Source organism: Sneathiella sp., assembly GCF_047631475.1.
Classification (GTDB): domain Bacteria; phylum Pseudomonadota; class Alphaproteobacteria; order Sneathiellales; family Sneathiellaceae; genus Sneathiella.
Genome location: NZ_JBLHZT010000010.1, coordinates 1 through 14,817 on the forward strand (window position 1 = coordinate 1; position 14,817 = coordinate 14,817).

Below are 14,817 nucleotides of genomic sequence, written 5' to 3' on the forward strand. Positions count from 1 at the left end.
GCGCAAGATCAACGGAACGGCTTGCCCGATGGAAAGCCCCTCCTCCGATGACCCGCCAAGTGCCAGAATCGCGCGATTGAGCCAACCGTCGCGCGCACCGTTCGCCTTACCTGTCCCATTTTCCAACATATCCTGAGCATCAAAATGAGACCGGGTTCCCTTGGGGCTTCCCACCGCATGAATAGGAAGAAGTTGGCCTTTTTCCCAAAGCGAATAGATCGGCTTCAACGATGGATGAAGACCAAAAAAAGGGCTAAGCGGCAGCGCGCCATTTGTTTCCCCTGGTTTGGGGATCCCTATATTTGGCCGCAATGTATAGTAATCCGGGTCTCCAACCGGGGCGACAGCGGACAAACCATCCATGCCCCCCCGAAGCACCATAACAACCAGTCTTTGTTCCCCCGGTATGTTGGCAAAGCTAAGGTCAGGAGCGCCCAACACAGGCAAACTGGCCGCGCCGATCATAAATTTTCTACGATTTACCCGTATATCTACCATTTCGATTATCTCCGCTGAAATTCAGGGCTGGAGAAAACAAGTGCAACAGCCTCGGCCTGTGACGCGGCACCCAGAATATGGTCGCGAGACATGTCGCTGAGCATGGGGTCAATTGTCCGGTCAATCAAATCGTTCACATCTTTACGACCACGCGACCGTTCAGCCACCACTCTCGCAAACTCGATACGCCGCATCAGGGACTGTGGCATAAGCCATTCGCGGGCCGTATCAGGCCACCCCTCTGGGGAAGGAGCACCGAAAACCGTATAACCCATTTCCTTGAGGCCACGTTGGACCAGCTTCATCGGGATATTTTCCGGACCTGTAATCCGCAATATGGAAATCACGTATTCAAAATGATTTTTAATTTTCTGGCCTGGTGTCTCCCAGATTTCGGGTAAATCGATTAGCGCAAGCGACATCGCACGGAGATCGCCCCGTGTTTGAAGATAGACTTTTGACAGTCGGTCAATACTGGCAGCAGAAGGCGTGTCTGACACGAAATGGCGGGCAAGTTTTGTTGCAATATGCTTAGCTGTTGCCGGGTGGCGGGCCAGCAACCGCAAGGCGCTCACCCCCTCTTCCACCCCGTTTTCGCCCCACTTCTGGCCCAGGAAAGTCTTCGAGCCAGGTTCGTGGAAATTGTCGAGAAAATAGAAATTTCCTTTATTTGGCAAACGCTTATGAAGGCTATCAACGGTCCACCCCGTGAGCATTTTCGCAAATTCGATGATATCCTGTTGTTGATACCCGCCCTCAACGCCCAATGTATGTAATTCCAGTATCTCGCGCGCCAGATTTTCATTCAATCCCCGGTTACGTCGTTTGCCCGCCCTCGATTTAGGGCCAACTGATACCGCATTATCCAAATACATCAACATTGCCGGATGCTGAACGGCGGCGATTAGCATATCTTCAAAATAACCAAAAAGATGAGGTGAAATTGCTTCTCGTTCAAAGCCTCCCACAGCAGGACCAACAATAGCCCGTGTCGCCGACACGGTAAAATGGTTGGCCCAGAATAGCCTTAACCGTTCCTGAAAAGGTGATGTGTTTTGAACTGCGGTCTCAATCCGAAAAACTGTTTCATCCATAAACTGGGGACGCGCAACGGAACGGCGCAACGATTTAACAGCTTCTTTTCCGGACCGCCTCGCTTCTGCAAGCGCCGAAAACCAAGTAGAGGAATGAGGCCTTGCATGGAAGCCCAACGCCCGCCCATCGACAGGCTTGACCTGTTTACGCAGCCACTCTGTTGGAGAGGTCTCTATAATCGATTGTTCAGAAGGGCCGCTGCCCATTCCAAACCGATTGGCTGCAATAAAAGCCTTTTGTGACACCATGCGCTCATCCTGCAATCCTACTTGCTATTACATTTAACGCACCACGAAGAAAATTCCGTCACAAAAGTACAAACCAGTTGGGGAAAACGAAAAAACCCGGCGCTTGGCCGGGTTTTCTTGGTTCTTTTGACTATTGCTCAGGCTTCTGATTCTCTGCTGACACCCAAAGCAGCCTGAGCGGCGGCCAAACGGGCAATTGGAACACGGTAAGGAGAACAGGACACATAATCCAAACCAATCTGCTCGCAGAAATCAATACTGGAAGGGTCGCCACCATGCTCGCCGCAAATACCGAGTTTGATCTCTTTGCGTGTCATCCGTCCACGTTCAGCAGCGATCTTTACCAACTCACCAACGCCTTCCTGATCCAGCGAAACGAATGGATCCGTTTCGTAAATTCCCTGTTCAACATAGTCATCAAGGAAAGATCCGGAATCATCGCGACTGATGCCGTAAGTCGTCTGGGTAAGGTCATTGGTACCAAATGAGAAGAATTCGGCTTCTTCAGCGATCTGACCGGCCTGAAGGGCCGCTCTCGGCAGCTCGATCATGGTTCCGATCAGATATTCCACTTCAACGCCTGTTTCACTGGCAATTGCTTTTCCGACATTCGCTATTTTTTCTTTCAGGATTTCAAGCTCCCGCTTGGTCGCAACCAATGGGATCATGATTTCCGGAATGACTGTTTCTCCCAATTCTTTTGAAACTGATGCCGCAGCTTCAAGAATAGCGCGTGCCTGCATCTCATATATTTCCGGATAAGAAATACCCAGACGGCAGCCACGATGACCCAACATCGGATTGAATTCATGCAGCTGAAGGGCACGGTGACGCAGCTTTTTGGCATCCGCATTAAGCGCGGTCGCCAGATCATCAATTTCTTCGTCTGTTTTTGGCAGGAATTCATGCAATGGCGGATCAAGCAAGCGAACCGTAACAGGCAGGCCAGCCATGATCCGGAACAGATCAACAAAATCAGCGCGCTGTACAGGCAGCAGCTTGGACAAGGCTTCCTGTCTTTCTTCAAGGCTTTCCGCCAAAATCATCTGCCGAACAGCAACAATCCGGTCAGCGTCAAAGAACATATGTTCGGTCCGGCACAAACCAATTCCTTCCGCGCCAAATTTTCGGGCTGTTTCCGCGTCCAGCGGCGTTTCGGCATTTGTACGAACCTTCATCCGCCGGATTTCGTCGGCCCATCCCATAAGAAGACCGAAAGTTCCAGAAAGTTCAGGTAGGATCATTCCGACCTCCCCTTCCATGACCTCACCCGCGGCGCCATCAATGGTAATGATATCACCCTTATTGAACACCTGCCCTAGAACGGTCAATGTTTCATCTTTATAGTCGATATTCAGGGACCCTGCGCCAGAGACACAAGCCCGGCCCATACCACGGGCCACAACCGCCGCGTGGGATGTCATTCCGCCCCGGCTGGTCAGAATACCCTTTGCGGCGTGCATGCCGTGGATATCTTCCGGACTGGTTTCAATACGCACGAGAATAACCGACTTGCCTTCGTTCGCCAGCTTTTCAGCTTCATCACTGCTGAAGACAATCTCACCAGAAGCCGCCCCCGGACTAGCAGGCAGACCGCGTGCAATGATTTTCTTTTCCGCAGACGGATCAAGTGTCGGGTGCAATAACTGATCCAGTGAGGAAGGCTCAATCCGCTTTATCGCTTCTTCCTTGTCGATCAGATTTTCTTCCACCATGTCGATGGCAATCTGCAAGGCTGCTTTTGCTGTCCGTTTTCCAGAACGGGTTTGCAGCATCCATAGCTTGCCTTGTTGCACCGTGAATTCAATATCCTGCATGTCCCGATAATGGGCTTCCAAACGCTTGTAAACGTCAACCAACTGACCGTAGACTTCGGGGAAGATTTCTTCCATCGACAGGTCCTCTGATCCAGCCTCCAAACGCGCCTGTTTGGTCAGGTTCTGTGGTGTCCGAATACCGGCAACAACATCTTCACCCTGTGCATTGACTAGAAATTCACCGTAAAAGCGCTTCTCGCCAGTTGAGGGGTCCCGAGTAAAAGCAACACCGGTTGCACTATCATCGCCCATATTCCCGAAGACCATCGCCTGAACATTTACAGCGGTCCCCCATTCAGCAGGAATATCATGCAAACGTCGGTAAGTAATCGCACGCTGGTTCATCCAGGACCCGAAGACGGCGCTGATGGCGCCCCATAACTGATCCTGAACCGTTTGAGGGAACGGGCGCCCCAATTCTTCTTGAACTTTTGCCTTATATTGACCAACCAGTGTTTCCCAATCGCCTGCCGACAAATCGGTATCAAGGTTGTAGCCGTTTTCTTCCTTCATAATTTCCAGAAGTTCTTCGAAATGGTGATGTTCTACTTCAAGGACAACGTCGGAATACATCTGAATAAACCGGCGATAACTGTCATAGGCAAATCGACGGTCACCAGACTGGGCGGCAAGCCCTTCCACGGTTTCGTCGTTCAGACCAAGGTTAAGGACCGTATCCATCATTCCTGGCATGGACGCCCGCGCACCAGAGCGGACAGAAACCAGCAATGGCTTTTCTTTGTCACCAAAACGACCACCAACCGAGCGTTCAATCTGCTCGATTGCGGCATCAACCTGAACGGAAAGGTCGTCCGGATAATTTCGGTCATTCTCGTAATAAGCGGTACAGACTTCCGTAGAGATCGTAAAACCTGACGGAACCGGCAATCCTAGATTGCTCATCTCTGCAAGGTTGGCACCTTTCCCTCCGAGCAGGTTGCGCATTTCTGCCGCACCGTCTGCGGCACCGTCACCAAAGGAATATACCCACTTAGTCATCTGTCCATCCACTCATAATTTATCGTTTATCAGGTAAGGCTTTCAATGCACTAACCTTCGATCTTGGTAAAATCTGCCAACTGATCCAAAGCATTCCGGATCCCTGACAGGAGACGAAGTCGGTTCACACGGACTTCAGCCTCTTCTGCATTCACAATCACATCATCGAAAAAAGCATCGACAGGTTTCCGCAATGTTGCAGCGGCTTTGCCAGCAGCTTCAAAAGCATCGGCCCCCAAAGCCGCAGAGAGAAGACCAGCGACTTCTTCGATACGATCGAAAAGTTTCTTTTCGACAGGTTCTTTTAACTTACTTTCGTCAGGCACCTGATTGTAAGAGACGCCATCTTTCTTTTCTTCGATTTTAAGAATATTCGTCGCACGGCGATACGCGATCAGCAGGTTCGCCCCATCATCCGTTTCCAGAAAGTTGGAAAGCGCCGTCACTTGATCCATCAAGCGGACGAGATCACTGGTTCCGCCCAACGCAAATACCGCGGCGACATAATCGTGGCGTATATTCTGCTCTTTCAGATGCACTTTTAAGCGATCCGCGAAAAATGCCAGCAACTCTTCTGGGTCTAGTTTTCCATCAACCAGCTGAAGCTGTCCGGCTGTCGTAAACAATTTCGTCAACGGCAAGCGCAATCCATTTTCCAAAACCAGACGAATAACCCCCAACGCCGCCCTGCGCAGCGCATAAGGATCTTTTGATCCCGTTGGTTTTTCATCCATGGCAAAAAAGCCGACCAAAGTATCGATTTTATCGGCCAATGAAACAACCACACTGACTGGTGCCGACGGGCATTTATCCCCAGGGCCCAGCGGCGAATAGTGTTCTTCAATCGCTTTGGAGATTTCAGGTTTTTCGCCATCATGCTCTGCGTAGTAGCGGCCCATCAACCCCTGTAGGTCAGCAAATTCACCCACCATTTCGGTTGTAAGGTCCGCCTTGCATAAACGTGCCGCCCGTTGACAATCGGCAACATCCGCGCCGTTCACATAAGGGGCAACCTCTGCACAAAGTGCCTCGATACGTTCCACTTTTTGACGAACAGTCCCCAAGCGGGCATGAAAAACAACATTTTCCAAAGACGCCACACGGCTTTCCAGCGTGGCTTTCTTATCCTGATCCCAAAAGAATTTTGCATCCGCGAGGCGGGCACTTAAAACCCGTTCGTTCCCTGCCGTAATTTTCCGGCCGCCATCATCTGCTCTCAAGTTTGAAACGGTAATAAATCGCGGCGCCATTTTACCGCTCTGATCGGCAAGAGAAAAATATTTTTGATGGCTGCGCATCGCAGAAATCAATGCTTCCTGCGGAACATCCATGAATTTTGGATCAATCGCACCGATCAGGCTTTCCGGCCATTCAACGAGACCGGCAACCTCTGCCAGCAGGGCATCATCCTGAATAATGCTCAACCCCTCATCTTTCGCCAGCCGTTCTGCATCCTTTGCAATCAACGCACGACGCTCACCATCATCAAGAACCACATAAGCATTTCTCAGCTTTTTCCGATAATCATCGAAACTTGAAACCGAAAATTCGTCGGCAGCCATAAAACGATGACCACAGGTTTTGTCAGAGGCAACAATATGCTCCCATCTAATCGGGACCACAGCACCATCAAACAGGCATAAGATCGAATGCAATGGTCGAACCCAACGCGCTTTGTAGTCTCCCCACTTCATGGGTTTAGGCCAAGGTAGCTGCGCCATTGCCTTTGGCAGTACCACCGACAACACATCAGAGGTCTTGCCGCCTTTAGTTTCCATAACAGCGTAATAAAACGCCCCTTTTGGGGTGTCTCTTTCTTCCAGTTGATCTTTTTGCAGACCTGTCGACCGTAAAAAACCCTCAAGGGCTTTTTCCGGTGCGCCGACCCGCGGTCCCCGGCGTTCTTCACTTTTATCAGGTTGCGTTACAGGAAGGTCCGTGATGTGAATTGCAATACGGCGCGGCGTTGAATAGGAAGAAACGGCCCCAAATGCCAAGCCAGCGTCTGTCAGTTCCTTTGAAGCCAGTCGCGCCAGATCACTTGCCGCCTTCACTTGCATGCGCGCAGGAATTTCTTCGCTGAACAGTTCAAATAGTAATTCAGCCATCGTTTATTCCCCCGTGTCCAAATGTCCACGGTTTTTCAACCATTGTTCTGCACAGCCCTTGGCCAGTGCCCTGACCCGGCCAATATAAGCGGCCCGTTCTGTCACGCTGATAACACCGCGCGCATCCAAAAGGTTAAACAAATGACTGGCTTTCATGCACTGATCATAGGCTGGAAGAACCAACCCTGCAGAAAGAATATCCTGACACTGTTTTTCGGCATCCTTAAAATGCTGCAACAGAATTTTCACATCTGAATGATCGAAATTATACGCGGAAAATTCCTGCTCGTTCTGCAGGAACACATCGCCATAGGTCACGCCGTCATTATTCCATTTCAAATCCATCAAGTGATCGACACCCTGCACATACATGGCAAGACGCTCCAGACCATAGGTCAACTCGCCTGATGTCGGATCACAGTCAAATCCGCCAACCTGCTGGAAATAGGTAAACTGACTGACTTCCATTCCATCACACCAGACTTCCCACCCAAGCCCCCAGGCTCCAAGAGTTGGGCTTTCCCAATCATCTTCAACGAAACGGATATCATGATTTTTTGGGTCAATGCCCAGCGCATACAGGCTTTGCAGATAAAGGTCCTGAATGTTGTCCGGTGACGGTTTCAGAATGACTTGAAACTGATAGTAATGCTGCACGCGGTTCGGGTTTTCTCCATACCGACCGTCTGTTGGCCTTCTGGATGGCTGCACATAGGCGGCTTTCCACGGCTCAGGGCCCAGCGACCGAAGCGTCGTCGCGGGGTGGAAGGTCCCTGCACCAACTTCCATGTCATAGGGCTGAAGAAGGACACATCCCTGGTCAGCCCAGAAATGTTGCAAAGTCAGGATTAAATCCTGAAAGGAAGGCGCGGAAGCCGGTTTATCCGCCATAGCGTTGACCACATTTTTGATTAACTAGGTGCGCCGCAACATAATGGTCACAATTCCGGTGGTCAACAGAGCACTGACGATATCTTTTAAATCAGTGCTCGCAGCGATGATCTTCCAGTGATGCCACAAACGTTCCACACTTCTGACATTTGACCAAATCTGTGGATTCTTTGCCCGCACCGTCCTTGTTTCCTTGCAAATTATTTTGTTTTTCTGACTTGCCGCCCAAGTAGCCTGCTTTTCTCGCAATGAAATAAACAGCTCCAATAACAGCCAGAAGCAGGATTAATTTGATAGGTGAGAGCATATCGATTCTTTCAATTCAGCATTTTAAGCGAATCACAGTCCGTATTTATTCCATGCGGCTTCATTCTTCGCGGCAGCGACAAAATCTCCGACTGCTTGCGAAGTGACGGACTGAGCCCCAAGCCCCAATGTCCTCTGGATCCAGCTTTTTCGTCCTTCCAGCAGTTGGAATTCTACTTTTTCGCCGTATTTCTTCCGCAAGAATGATCTCATATCCGATATGCCATCGATCAAGCCAAGCTCCATCGCCTTTGTGCCGGTCCAGACATCACCCGAGAAAAGTTCTTTGTCTTTGCGTTTTTTCAAGGTGTCGCCGCGCCGTTCTTTGACATACGCTTTGAAATTATCGTGGATTTCGACCTGCAATTTTTGAAGCCAGATTACATCTGAGTCTTTTTCAGGACTAAACGGATCAAGTTTTGATTTGTTTTCACCCGCTGCATATGTCCGTCTTTCGACGCCTATTTTTTCCATCAGGCCCGTAAATCCAAAGCCTGCTGAAATGACGCCAATGGACCCCACGACAGAGTTTAAGTCAGCATAAATCTCGTCGGCACAACAACCAAGCCAATATCCACCCGATGCCATAACATCTTCGGCAAACGCGTAAACAGGGACGTTTTTTTCATCTGCAAGCTGGCGGATACGCTTGGCAATCAGGGATGATTGCACCGGGGAGCCACCAGGAGAATTAATGGAAAGCGCAACGGCGCTCAAATTCTTGGTTTCAAAAGCATCGTCAATGATCTCTGCAAGCCCGATCAAATTCAGTTGCTCGCCTCTTAATTTACCACCGCCAGAGGCAATAACCCCGTGCAACGGGATCACCGCAACCACAGGATTTTTTTTACGGAACCGCTTCAGCGGTGTTTTGTCGATTAATGCTGATATTTTCATGATGATTAAAGTAATCACACCTTAGGCTGGTGCAAGTATTATTTGCACGCTTCAAGCAAACTCTTTCCAGATCTCAATATTTCTTCCGCTTGTTTTGACGGTTTACCATCCAGTTCGTGCATTACAATACCCGGCAGAAGCTGACTTGGGCCATTGGTTGATTTTATGCCTTGAACGAGGACCCGTTTAGCCGCTGTATCTTTATTGGGCCACAGCGGTATGATTTTTAAGTTTCCGCAAACACGCCCCATTTCTTGTAAAATTTCGGGCAGTCTGTCAGACCGATGAATCAGCGTGAATGTTCCTTTTGGCCGAATACGGGCTGCACAGAACCTGATCCAGATATCCAGTCGTGCCGCCCCTTCAATATGCGCCTGCGTCTTGATGTTACTCGGGGATCCCTGCGCCCGACCTTCTTCATAAAAAGGCGGATTAGACATCACATGATCAAAAGCGTCTTCCAGAAAACGTTTGTTCGCTGGGCCTTTACTATTTTCAAAATCCTGCTTCCTCGTAATATCGGCGGAAATAATTTCTATGGGCGTATCCGGGAATTTTTCTCTGTTCAGGGTTATATTCTGATGGGCAAGTTCAACAAGATGGGGTTGGAATTCCACGCCGGACAAATAACAAGCGGGTTGACGGAAGGCAGCGCATAAGGCCGCGGTTCCAACGCCGCAGCCAACATCCAGAAGGCTTTCGCCCGGTTTTATATCAACTGCAGCCGCCAACAAAACCGCGTCAGACCCCGCTCGAAACCCTTTAACGGGTTGCCTGATTAAAAGTTTTCCATCCAGAAAGCCATCTTCAGAATATTCGGGAAATGTATCAATCATCCCCTTTCAATTCCCCAGGGACTAAATCTTCGACAATTGCTTCGGCACGAATTTTGTCTTTTTCAAGAACCATAATACGCCGTTGGACCGCGCCAATACTGCCCTCCAGAATAGAGGTATGCTCATCCAGAACAACGGCCTGTATAGCCTCATCCTCAAATACTGACATTATATATGAAATCAATACCGGATCATTTAAGCGTAATATTTCGACCACTGTTGTTCTACCTATAAATATTTGCCGCAAACCATAATCACATTTTCAACAGAAACCAAGGCTTTGTACTGTGACTTGACCGCAAAATAACATAAGCTATGCTCAGCCAAATTTTGAGTCGGTCTAGCCGCAACCTAAGTGAGGCAATTTTGTCAGTTACAGCAGAAATGGACAATCGTGGTCCCGCTTCAATGAAAGCATCCCTGCAGCCTTTGATGGATCTTGTGAAAAAGGATCTGGATCAAACGAACGAGATCATTCTTGATCGGATGCATAGTGATGTTGCCCTTATTCCAACCTTGGCCCGGCATCTGATTGCCGCCGGCGGAAAAAGGCTACGCCCTGTCCTTACCCTTGGTGCCGCAAAATTATGTGGATATCATGGAGATCGCGCTCAGAAATTAGCGGCCTGCGTTGAGTTTATTCACACTGCGACGCTGTTACATGATGATGTTGTCGACGAAAGTGACTTACGCCGCGGAAACGAAACTGCAAATGTTCTTTGGGGAAATCAGGCAAGTGTCCTTGTTGGTGATTTTCTGTTTAGCCGATCCTTTCAGTTAATGGTGGAAGACGGATCGCTAGAAGTCTTGCGCATTTTATCTACTGCCTCTGCTGTGATTGCTGAAGGCGAAGTTTTACAGTTGATGAATGTTGGGGATATCAATATCTCTGAAGAAAGCTACCTTGACGTTATTACCTCCAAAACGGCTGCGTTGTTTGCGGCCGCTTGTGAAGTCGGTGCCGTTGTCGCCGAACGCCCCGCCGCAGAGGCAAAAGCTTTATCTGGCTACGGCAACAACCTTGGCATAGCGTTTCAGCTAATCGACGATGCCTTGGATTATTCGGCCGAACAAAAAGCACTTGGCAAGACAATAGGCGATGATTTCCGTGAAGGAAAAGTCACATTACCTGTTTTGATCGCCTACAAAAATGGAACGGCTGAAGAAAAACAGTTCTGGAAACGTGTCATTGAGGACAACCAGCAAGACGGCGACTTGGAGGCTGCACTTGAAATAATTCAGGCCCATGACGCGCTTGAAGGGACGTTTAAACTCGCCCGTGAATATGGCGCCGCTGCCAAAGCAGATCTTGATATATTCCCAGATAGCCCCGAGAAAAGTGCGCTTATTTCTGCAATTGATTTTGCGATTGAAAGAGCCTTTTAGGATAATGTAAAAAACCTGATGACGGCGGGCGTCGCCCTAGTCGAACCGAACAGTCGAACCAATGATCATTGGCCCGCTGATGTTGATCATTGCCCCTGTTAGATTAGAGACGCCATCCGTCAGAATTATCGGTTAAACGCCCCCACCGGCCGCAGCAACCGCTCGTCGTTTTACAGATAAAAACAGCCGTTACCGACGCAAAATCATTGAACTAAAACAAGGTCTTTCGGCCTGAATGTCGAAGATTTATTTCTTCATGGAATTTATACCCTTTTAAGCTATTCTGGATGAATATAAAAAATCCGGCTTCAGGGGCCTAATGACTGCACAAATTCTCCTTGCTGATCTCAACAACAATATCAGTCTTGCGCATTTACCAGCACTTTTCAGGTCTTTTGCTGTCGACAGTGCTGTTTTGGCAAAGGAAGGCCATATTCTTCTGCACACCAGCGCAGCAAAACATTACATCCCGATCTCCAAATCAAAACCATTTGATACCTATAGCCATTTAGCGAACACACTATCCAACGCCGAGCAGCAAACGAGTGCGCAATTTTTTCTGACCAATGATGAGATCTTAATACGCAACCTTCTGAAAATCAGGGAGCGATTGCGGCAAATAGCAGGTGATGCCACTGAACGGCAACAGGCGGTTCTGACTTTATTGGAAAAAAGCTTTTTGCCCGATGCGAATGATTATGGTCGTGCCCGCCTTTTGGAACATGCAAAGTCAGCAGGGTTTATCATTCCGGACTATGCAACTGCGACCTCGTGGGAGACCGCTGAGGCTCTCGTGATGGATTTACCCAAACCTTTTTATCTAAAGGTTTCATTTGAAGCCGGGGGAATTGGCGTTGCCCGAATTGAAAATGATGACGATTACTCAAAGGCAAGCCACTTCATGCGCACGACTTGCGTGCAACCCGATGCTGAATGCCCGATCGTTTTCCAACAACCCGTCTCCGGTCAGGAACTCACCCTTAACTTTTCGGCCTGGAACGGAACGTTACTGGCTTATGACGTTTTAATGCCGCTCACTCGCCATCAGGATACTGGTCCATCTTGCGTCTTACAAAGCCTTTATCGCCCCCATTGGGAGCCATACCTTAAATCACTGGTACAGAATATCGGTTATTCGGGTTTTGGAGGACTTGATGTTTTTGAACAGGATCCCGCGACAGTGCCCACCGCGATTGAGGTAAATCTAAGACCGCCCCATGGCCTGCAGGTCTCCCGGCATATCAAATCAACCCTTGTTTCACGCTTTTCACATTGCCTGCTTAACGGTGAAACGCCCGAAATCGACCAATGTCATTACGATCACGAAAAAACGGTGGCCATTTTTCCAGATGAAGTATTCCGGGACCCCAAAAGCATTTATCTGGAAGAATGCCCGGTGTGCATTCCCTGGGATGATCCCTCGCTTTGTGCGAAACTTTTTGAACTCGCTACCATGAAAAACAAAATGACGAGATCCTGATTATGTTCTTCAATCACTTCCCTAACCTTGGGCGTCTTGCCTGCACTGCAGATCAAGTATGGTGGGATGCAGCAATGCTTCGTTCTCGAATGACCGACAGGCTGGCACAGTTGGACGGCAAAATATCGGCGAACTCAATTGTTCTTCTAGGGCATGGCGGAACACCTGAATTTGTCGCAGATTTGCTTGCTATATGGTCCAGCGGGGCAGCGGCTGCTTGTATCAATCCGGCCTTGACCGAGAATGAAATCGACACATTGAAACGGTTTGTCAAACCGGCAGCAGCCATTCTTCACGCTGATCAGGACGCGCAAATTTTTCAAACAAATCGACAATCGACAGACGCGGTAACACTTGACAGTCCCGCGCTGCTTCTTTTCACGTCAGGAACAACAGGGAACCCAAAGGGGGTTACCCATAGTTTCCGCTCTCTCTCTGCCCGTATAGCCTTAAACCAAGCCTATATGGGGTCCGAAGTCCTGCAAAAAACGTTGTGCCCCCTTCCGACCCATTTTGGCCATGGTTTAATTGGCAATATTCTCACCCCCTTATTTGCTGGCGGCGATGTATTGCTGCTAAGCGATCGATCTCCGGTCAGCCTAAGCCGCCTTGGCGTGTTAATTGATGAAAACGCCATATCCTTCCTGAGCTCTGTTCCGACATTTTGGAAGATGGTCCAGAAACTTTCCCTCCCTCCAAAAAATGAAACCTTGAAACGTGTTCATGTGGGCTCTGCGCCCCTTTCCATTGATTTATGGGATGCCATTACAAAATGGTCGGGAACCACAGAAGTCTTCAATATGTATGGCATCACAGAAACAGCCAACTGGATCGGCGGAACCTCGCTACAGGAAGGCCGCCTTTTGGACGGTCGAATTGGCTCGCTCTGGGGCGGGAATGCTATGATCAAACAGGAAGACGGAAATATTCAGAATACGGGAACCGGTGAGATCCTTATCCAATGCCCCTCCATAATGAGCGGCTATTACAACCAACCCGACCTTACAAGAGAGGTTCTTAAAGATGGCTGGTTTTACACTGGGGACATAGGAACGATTGAAGAAGATGGCGAAATCAGGCTTACTGGTCGCAGCAAGTCAGAAATCAACAGGGCCGGCATGAAGATCCTGCCAGAAGAAATTGACCTTCTTTTGGAACGCCATATAGAGGTTGTAGAAGTCTGTGTCTTTGGCTTGCCTGATGCCATCAGCGGTGAAAAGGTCGCTGTTGCTTGTGTCTTGAAAGATGGCAGCACACTAACAAGAAACGATCTTATCGATTGGATGAAAAATCTGATCCGACCGGAAGCTATACCGGAAACCTGGTTTTTTATTGACGAGATTCCAAAAACAGATCGAGGAAAGATCAATCGTGATAACGTACGGAACGTCTGCTTAAAGGGAACGGATTAGCATGTACTGGAAATGGGGAACGCCCCTGACGCTCGAAACGCCAAATTATGTCGCAAAATCAGTGGATGCGGAGAACCTTCCCGAACAGTTGATCGAATGGTTTTCTGACGAGGAATTACTTGAGTTTCTGGAAGAGAAAGTTGGTCAAAGTCGCACCGAACTTCAGAAAAAGTTTGCTCGCTTCAACAATAAATCACTTTTCGCCTTACTCATCTATGCGCGCGATATCAAACAACCGATCGGAATACTGCGCATTCATATTGAGCTTAAAAATTCGCGTGCTGAAACCAGCACTATTATTGGTAATAGGGATTACTGGGGTAAAAATGCTGTCATTGAAGTAAGAGAACGAATGATGCGCTTTCTGTTTACCGGCGTCAAAATAAACAAAATTTCCGGTAGCGTAAGAGCGAGAAATTTTCCGGCCCTTTTTAACTACACCAAGCAGGGTTTTCGTAAAGAAGGCATTCTAAAACAGCAGGTAACAGCGAACGATGGCTCTTTCGAAGATGTTGTTGTTTTTGGCTTGCTAAAATCTGAATGGGAAGCTCTGCAGGAGCGGTCAGATGGATAACAAAACCAGTGTTCTAAACGCCATCCAGTTACTTTCCAATATTTTGGAATGTGATCCTCAAAGCCTTTCCGCGGAAGACACAATCGAAACAGTCGCACAATGGGATAGTCTTAATCATATGCGTCTGGTTCTTCACCTGGAAGAACATCTTAATACCCGGCTGGAGACAGAGGACGCAATGACCCTTTTCACTATACCGGCCATTGCAGCCCTGTTGAAAAAACACTCTGCTTAAAACACAAAAAAACCCGGCCACAACAAGGCCGGGTT

13 protein-coding genes are annotated in these 14,817 nt (G+C 48.8%); 5 read left to right on the forward strand and 8 right to left on the reverse strand.

The genetic code is table 11. The features are described from left to right. The 8 genes from ACJAYR_RS05945 to ACJAYR_RS05980 form a co-directional block, all read right to left on the reverse strand. The coding region (locus tag ACJAYR_RS05945; RefSeq protein ID WP_415235751.1) for a DUF1501 domain-containing protein at positions 1-498 on the reverse strand (498 nt) is incomplete at its 3' end. A 5-nt stretch (positions 499-503) separates the two neighbouring features. After that, positions 504-1,841: a DUF1800 domain-containing protein gene (locus ACJAYR_RS05950; RefSeq protein ID WP_415235752.1), complete on the reverse strand. Its 1,338-nt coding sequence runs from the start codon at positions 1,839-1,841 to the stop codon at positions 504-506. 137 nt (positions 1,842-1,978) lie between these two features. After that, the gene (gene ppdK, locus ACJAYR_RS05955) at positions 1,979-4,657 is read right to left on the reverse strand and encodes a pyruvate, phosphate dikinase (protein WP_415235753.1); all 2,679 of its coding nucleotides are present in this window, start codon (positions 4,655-4,657) and stop codon (positions 1,979-1,981) included. Between the two features lie 50 nt (positions 4,658-4,707). Continuing rightward, positions 4,708-6,765: a glycine--tRNA ligase subunit beta gene (glyS, locus tag ACJAYR_RS05960; protein ID WP_415235754.1), complete on the reverse strand. Its 2,058-nt coding sequence runs from the start codon at positions 6,763-6,765 to the stop codon at positions 4,708-4,710. A gap of 3 nt (positions 6,766-6,768) precedes the next feature. Next, positions 6,769-7,656 (reverse strand): glycine--tRNA ligase subunit alpha, encoded by an 888-nt coding sequence (locus ACJAYR_RS05965; protein ID WP_415235755.1) that lies wholly within the window; start codon positions 7,654-7,656, stop codon positions 6,769-6,771. Between the two features lie 339 nt (positions 7,657-7,995). Further along, a complete protein-coding gene (locus ACJAYR_RS05970; RefSeq protein ID WP_415235756.1) occupies positions 7,996-8,859 on the reverse strand; it encodes a S49 family peptidase in 864 nt (287 codons plus the stop codon). Between the two features lie 38 nt (positions 8,860-8,897). Then, positions 8,898-9,695: a tRNA1(Val) (adenine(37)-N6)-methyltransferase gene (locus tag ACJAYR_RS05975; RefSeq protein WP_415235757.1), complete on the reverse strand. Its 798-nt coding sequence runs from the start codon at positions 9,693-9,695 to the stop codon at positions 8,898-8,900. Continuing rightward, positions 9,688-9,912 carry a DUF2007 domain-containing protein gene (locus ACJAYR_RS05980; RefSeq protein WP_415235758.1) on the reverse strand — a complete coding sequence of 75 codons (225 nt, stop codon included), beginning with the start codon at positions 9,910-9,912 and terminating at the stop codon, positions 9,688-9,690. The genes ACJAYR_RS05975 and ACJAYR_RS05980 overlap by 8 nt, the downstream gene beginning before the upstream one ends. Before the next feature lie 167 nt (positions 9,913-10,079). On the opposite strand from ACJAYR_RS05980, the gene ACJAYR_RS05985 reads away from it, so the two are divergent. From ACJAYR_RS05985 to ACJAYR_RS06005, 5 genes are all read left to right on the forward strand, one after another. Then, the gene (locus tag ACJAYR_RS05985; protein WP_415235833.1) at positions 10,080-11,081 is read left to right on the forward strand and encodes a polyprenyl synthetase family protein; all 1,002 of its coding nucleotides are present in this window, start codon (positions 10,080-10,082) and stop codon (positions 11,079-11,081) included. Between the two features lie 319 nt (positions 11,082-11,400). Next, positions 11,401-12,561, forward strand: a complete 1,161-nt coding sequence (locus ACJAYR_RS05990; RefSeq protein WP_415235759.1) for a hypothetical protein — start codon at positions 11,401-11,403, stop codon at positions 12,559-12,561. Positions 12,562-12,635: 74 nt separating this feature from the next. Then, positions 12,636-13,973 (forward strand): class I adenylate-forming enzyme family protein, encoded by a 1,338-nt coding sequence (locus tag ACJAYR_RS05995; RefSeq protein WP_415235760.1) that lies wholly within the window; start codon positions 12,636-12,638, stop codon positions 13,971-13,973. 1 nt (position 13,974) lies between these two features. Beyond that, on the forward strand, positions 13,975-14,547 hold the full coding sequence (locus tag ACJAYR_RS06000; protein WP_415235761.1) for a GNAT family N-acetyltransferase: 573 nt from the start codon (positions 13,975-13,977) through the stop codon (positions 14,545-14,547). Further along, positions 14,540-14,782, forward strand: coding sequence for an acyl carrier protein (locus ACJAYR_RS06005; RefSeq protein ID WP_415235762.1), 243 nt, complete (start codon positions 14,540-14,542; stop codon positions 14,780-14,782). The genes ACJAYR_RS06000 and ACJAYR_RS06005 overlap by 8 nt, the downstream gene beginning before the upstream one ends. The last annotated feature ends 35 nt before the right edge of the window (positions 14,783-14,817 follow it).